General features: G+C 60.4%; 6 protein-coding genes. 3 read left to right on the top strand and 3 right to left on the bottom strand.

The window, feature by feature from the left end:
• Positions 1-197: 197 nt before the first annotated feature.
• Complete coding sequence (locus WBF74_RS08040; RefSeq protein ID WP_424437844.1) at positions 198-1,625, bottom strand: flavin-containing monooxygenase; 1,428 nt, start codon at positions 1,623-1,625, stop codon at positions 198-200.
• 204 nt (positions 1,626-1,829) lie between these two features.
• Between WBF74_RS08040 and WBF74_RS08035 the strand changes: the two genes are divergently transcribed.
• From WBF74_RS08035 to WBF74_RS08025, 3 genes are read left to right on the top strand one after another with little or no spacing between them, the layout of a single operon-like run.
• The gene (locus WBF74_RS08035) at positions 1,830-2,363 is read left to right on the top strand and encodes a PaaI family thioesterase (protein WP_424437841.1); all 534 of its coding nucleotides are present in this window, start codon (positions 1,830-1,832) and stop codon (positions 2,361-2,363) included.
• Positions 2,360-2,794 carry a PaaI family thioesterase gene (locus WBF74_RS08030; RefSeq protein WP_424437838.1) on the top strand — a complete coding sequence of 145 codons (435 nt, stop codon included), beginning with the start codon at positions 2,360-2,362 and terminating at the stop codon, positions 2,792-2,794. Before WBF74_RS08035 ends, WBF74_RS08030 begins: the two co-directional genes overlap by 4 nt.
• On the top strand, positions 2,791-4,125 hold the full coding sequence (locus WBF74_RS08025; protein WP_424437835.1) for an MATE family efflux transporter: 1,335 nt from the start codon (positions 2,791-2,793) through the stop codon (positions 4,123-4,125). Before WBF74_RS08030 ends, WBF74_RS08025 begins: the two co-directional genes overlap by 4 nt.
• On the opposite strand, the gene arsC is transcribed toward WBF74_RS08025, so the two are convergent.
• Both arsC and WBF74_RS08015 read right to left on the bottom strand, forming a co-directional pair.
• Positions 4,122-4,472: an arsenate reductase (glutaredoxin) gene (gene arsC, locus WBF74_RS08020; protein WP_424437832.1), complete on the bottom strand. Its 351-nt coding sequence runs from the start codon at positions 4,470-4,472 to the stop codon at positions 4,122-4,124. The genes WBF74_RS08025 and arsC overlap by 4 nt on opposite strands.
• A 20-nt stretch (positions 4,473-4,492) precedes the next feature.
• Positions 4,493-5,551 (bottom strand): quinone-dependent dihydroorotate dehydrogenase, encoded by a 1,059-nt coding sequence (locus tag WBF74_RS08015; RefSeq protein ID WP_424437829.1) that lies wholly within the window; start codon positions 5,549-5,551, stop codon positions 4,493-4,495.
• Positions 5,552-5,646 lie beyond the last annotated feature (95 nt).

Raw genomic sequence — 5,646 nt, 5'->3', positions numbered from 1 at the left:
CCCCCGAGGCCCCTTCTTTCGTCATCATTCCTCCCCGTGATGGCCGGTCCGGGCCTGTCTGCCTTTCTTTTCCGACCACCGACTCACTACACAATCCCGCGCACTCTATCCGGGTGACGAAAATCGTCAACTTTCTGCGCGGAAGCAACCCCGCGCAGAAAGCCCTTTCTTTTCATCCACTTAGATTGCCCGGGCCGCTACTCCGCCGCTGCCTGAGAAACCGCCGCGGCCGCCCGTGCCGGAACCGGCAGAGGATTGCCTGCGGCAGCGGCCCGTTTCGCGCCCGCCTTCCATTCGCGCTTCAGGTCGTGGCAGTAGATGTTGAAATCGACCTGCATCTTGTGGCGCGGGCTGTCGTAGAAGTGGCCGATGAAGCGGCGCTCATCCGCGACGATGATCCGCTCCATCTCCTCCTTCGAGGGCAGCGCATATTCGCCCGTGAGATAGGCAGCGAGCCAGCGTGCCTGCTGTTCGGCAAAGTTGGTGAGCGTGGGCAGCGGCTGCGCCAGCGCCATGAAGAAGAGATTGGGGATGCCGGGCTTCATCACCCGCTTGAAGAGCGGGATGTGATTGTCTTTCACCTGCACGACCGAACTGTCGAGGAAGGGGAAGGAGACATTGTAGCCGGTGGCATAGATAACCACGTCAACCTGCTCGGTGGAGCCATCGGTGAAGCGCACCTTGTCACCCTCAAAGCGCTCGATATTCGGCTTCACCTTGATATCCCCGCAACCGACCCGGGTCAGAAACTCTCCGGATACGGAAGGATGCGCTTCGAGCGGCTTATGATCCGGCTTCGGCAGGCCGTAATCCTCCATCCGGCCAACCGCCCGCTTCAGCGCACGGGCAGCGAGCCAGCGTTGCAAGCGGAGCGGCACCCAATGTGGAAGCGATGCCTTGTCGGCCACGCGCCCGCCAATATATTTCGGAAAGATATAGACACCGCGCCGCGCCGACACCCAGAGGTTCTTCGCGATCGGCCTTTGCGACAATTCGGATGCAATATCCATCGCGCTGTTGCCCATTCCGACAACGACAATGTTCTTGCCGCGCATGTCCACCGGCTCGAAAGGCGTGAGATAGGAATGTGCATGCATCTGCACGCCATTGAACTCGCCGGGGAATGCAGGTGTCGGCCAACGCGGATCCCAGTGATGCCCGTTGCAGACAAAGAGCGCGTCATAGATGCGCGTTTCGGAAGACGGTCCGCCCGCCCCGGAGCGATCAATCGTGACCTTCCACAGCCCCTCGGGCGTCAGTTCGCAGCGCGTGACGGCGGTGTTGAACTCGATCTTCTCGCGAAGGCCGAAATGATCGACATAGTCGTTGAAATATTGAAGCACCTGCGAGTGATGGGGGAAATCCGGGAACTCGTCGGGGATGGGGAAATCCTCGAACTGCATGCGGTATTTCGACGTGTCAATATGGAGCGACTCGTAGCAGGCCGACATACCGTTCTTGTTCTTGTAGGCCCAGTTACCGCCAATCGTGTCCGACATTTCGAAAATATCGAACGGAATCCCGCGATCCTGAAGGGCCTTGGCGGTGGAAAATCCGCTGCACCCTGCCCCGATGATGCAAGCCTTTGGCAGAGCACGGGCGGACGTCGTTGTTTGCACTGACATGACGAACTCCGAATATGAAATATCAATTCGGCTACGGTAGCGTGACTCGCAATTGCCGGTCCAGATCAGCAAGGCCGGGCGCATATACCGCGCGCAAACGCTACGGCAGATCAGCCTGCCCTTCACGCATTGCACGGACAGAAATGCCAGTTGACTTGATCGCGGGCGAAGGCGCTACTAACAGGCAAAGTGAGGAGGCGGCTGATGGCGGAAAAGCAGATTACCGACGAACATATTGCGCTGATGAAGGATGTGCTGATCCAGCATGTCCCCCATGCACGCGCGCTCAACATGAATGTTGTGAATGCGAAGCGCGGTGAGGCCTGGCTTTCCGTACCTTATGATGAAAGGTTCATCGGTAACCCGGCAACGGGCGTCATTCATGGCGGTGTCATCACCTCGCTTCTCGACAATGCCTGCGGCATCGCCGTGCAGCTTGCCCTGCCGGAGCGGCTTTCCATTGCAACGCTCGATCTCCGCCTCGACTATATGAAGCCTGCGACGCCGAAGCTTGACCTCACGGGCCATGCGCATTGCTACAAGGTGACGAAGAACATCGCCTTTGTGCGCGGCACCGCCTATCACACGGACGAGAACGATCCGATTGCAACCTGTGTCGGCACTTTCATGCTGGCGGCAAACCGGGCAACGCCCATGCCGATCTCGCCGGAAGCGGCGGCGGAAGCAGAAGCGCTCCTGAAGCAGAATGCGGATACCAGCGGCGGAGAGAAAGCATGAGCGCGAAGCAGGTGCCCGACATCAATGCCTTCATGCAGCGCATTCCCTATGCGCGCTTTCTCGGCATCACGGTCGATCAGCGGGGAAATGAAATCACTACAGTGATGCATTTTTCCGAAACGCTGATCGGCAACCCGGTCCTGCCTGCACTTCATGGTGGCACGATTGGCGCCTTTCTGGAAATCACTGCCATTGCCCAGCTTGCCTTTGAGGCGGGCACGGGGCCGCTGCCCAAGCCCATCGGCCTTACCATCGATTATCTGCGCTCGGGCCGCCCGGTGGATACATATGGCCGCGCCATCATCACCAAGCAGGGGCGGCGCGTCGCAACCGTTCATGCGGAAGCCTGGCAGGACGACCGCTCGCGGCCGATTGCTGCGGCGCATGGGCATTTCCTGCTTCATCCGGCGGATGAACCAGCCGGATCATGAGCGAGGCGGCGGAGGATAGGCCGCGCATCACGCACCGAACGGTGCTGACCATTGCGCTGCCTATCATCATTTCCAATCTCTCCACCCCTCTGCTCGGCCTTGCCGATACTGCCGTCATGGGGCGGATGGGCGATCCGAAATATATCGGTGCCATCGCGCTCGGCTCGCTCGTTTTCACCATGGTCTATTGGACCTTCGGCTTTCTGCGCATGGGCACGACCGGCCTCACCGCACAGGCAGAGGGTGCGGGCGACGGCGAGGAAATACGCGCTTCGCTTGGCCGTGCGCTGCTGATCTCGGCTGCCATCGGGCTCTGCCTCAACCTGCTGCAATGGCCGATCTCGCTCATTGCGTTCTCGTTGCTTGACGCAGGTGAGGAGGTTGAAGAGCTGGCACGGCGTTATTTCGACATTCGCATCTGGAGCGCGCCGGCGGCACTTGCGAATTATGCAATTGCCGGATGGTTCATCGGGCTTGGCCGCGCAAAAATTGCGCTGGTGCTGCAAGTCTTTCTCAACCTTGTGAATCTCTTCTTCAATATCTGGCTTGCGCTTGGCCTTGGATGGGGCGTTGCGGGCATTGCGCTTGGCACGCTCATCGCGGAAGTCTCTGCCGCCTTGCTGGGCCTTCTCTTCGCCGCCCATGCGTTGAAGTTCTATCCCGGCACCTGGACGCGCGCGCGGCTGCTTGATGCGGCGCGGTTCGCCCGCACCATCGCCGTCAATCGTGACATCATGATCCGCACCGTGGTGCTGCTTCTCTCCTTTGCCTGGTTCACGGCGAAAAGCGCGGAAGCGGGCACGGTCACGCTGGCCGTCAATTCGATCCTGTTGCAATTCGTGACGGTGAGCGCCTTTTTTCTCGATGGCTTTGCACTTTCTGCCGAAACGCTTGTCGGAAAGGCAGCAGGCGCGCGAGACGGGCGCGCCTTTGATATGTCCGTAAAGCTTTCCACCCTCTGGGCTGCGGGCGTGTCGCTGCTTCTCACCGCCGGCATTTTCATCTTCGGAGGCATTGCCATCGACTTCCTGTCGGTGGACACAGATGTGCGAGCAACGGCGCGCCACTATCTTTTCTGGGCGGCAATGCTGCCGGTGCTTTCCGTCTGGTGTTATCAGCTTGACGGCATCTTCATCGGCGCGACGCGCAGCGCAGAAATGCGGAATGCCGCTCTTCTCTCAAGCGGCTTTTTCCTCGCGCTCTGGTGGCTCTTCCTGCCTTTCGGCAATCACGGGCTATGGGCTGCCCTTACGGGCTTCAACATGATGCGCGCCGCCTCGCTCGCCCTTTATTTCCCGAAGCTGCGGCGCGGGATTGAACCTGCCGCCTAGAGAATGTCGAGCACGCTTGCCGGTGGACGGCCGATCTTCGCCTTGCTGCCGGAGACGACAATGGGCCGCTCGATCAGGATCGGGTTTTCCGTCATGGCGCGTATCAGCGCGTCATCACCAAGCTTCGCATCATCAAGGCCGAGTTCCTTGTAAACGGCCTCGCCTTTCCGCATCAGGTCGCGCGGGTCCATCTTGAGCTTCTTCAGAATCGCGCGAAGCTCATCCGCTGACGGCGGCTCCTTCAGATATTCGATGACGGTCGGCTCGATCCCTTTTTCCGAAAGCAGAGCCAGTGTCTCCCGCGACTTGGAGCACCGGGGATTGTGATAGATGGTTATTTTCGCCATCGCCTTCTCCCTTCGAAAGATCAGAGCTTCACATCCGCGCCCACGGCATCCTTGATGCTCGCGAAGCCGTCGGCTGCAAGCCGCGCCGCAAGCTCGCGCTTGATGCGTGTGACGAGCGCAGGCCCATCATAGGCAAGCGCGGAATAAAGCTGAACAAGCGATGCGCCAGCGCGGATTTTCGCATAGGCATCATCGCCCGAGCAGATGCCGCCCACGCCGACAAGCGGGATGCGCGCCCCTGTCAGGCGGTACATTTCCGCAAGCACGGCAGTGGACATGGTGAAGAGCGGCGCGCCGGAAAGCCCGCCCGTCTCATTCGCATGAATGCCGGAGACAAGCCCTTCCCGCACAATGGTTGTGTTCGAGACGATCAGCCCGTCGAGTCCGAGGCGGAGCGCTACCTCGGCAATGTCGGCCAGTTCCTCTTTTGCAAGATCAGGTGCGATCTTGAGCAGCACCGGCGTCGGGCGCGCCCTGTCGGTACGGCGCGCGGCAAGCACGCGGGAGATGAGATGTTCAAGCTCCGCCTTGCCCTGCAAGGCCCGCAGGCCCGGCGTGTTGGGCGAGGAAATATTGACCGTGAAATAGGAGGCAAGCCCGTCAAAGGCCCGGATGCCCGCTTCATAATCGGCGATGCGGTCTGCCGCATCCTTGTTCGCGCCGATATTGACACCGACAATGCCGCCGCGGCGCGCGCGCGCTTCGAGACGCTTTTTCAGCGCGGCATGGCCTTCATTGTTGAAGCCGAGCCGGTTGATGACGGCGCGATGGAGCGGCAGACGGAAAACGCGCGGACGCGGATTGCCCGCCTGCGGCAGCGGCGTCACCGTGCCCACTTCCGCAAAGCCCATGCCGAGCGCAAGCATCGCATCCGGCACTTCGCCATTCTTGTCGAAGCCTGCGGCGATGCCGACCGGGTTTGTGAAATGTAGCCCGAAGAGATCAACACCCAGAGAAACGGGATCTTCGCCCCGCTCGCGGGGGCCAAGCCCTATGCGCAGCGCGCGGATCGTCATGCGATGCGCGTTCTCAGGATCGATCAAGCTCAGAAAGGGGCGAACAAACGGAAAGAAATCCATATCAGCCATCCGCAACGCCCGTCATATAGGCGGGGAAAATATGTGCGCCTTCTTCATCCACCGGCAGGGGATCAACGCGGCGCACCGCCTCCATA

The sequence above is a fragment of the Parvibaculum sp. genome (assembly GCF_049672805.1).
In the GTDB taxonomy this organism is placed as follows: Bacteria; Pseudomonadota; Alphaproteobacteria; order Parvibaculales; family Parvibaculaceae; genus Parvibaculum.
Note: the sequence above shows the minus strand (reverse complement) of the source record. Positions and strands in the feature narration are given on the sequence as shown.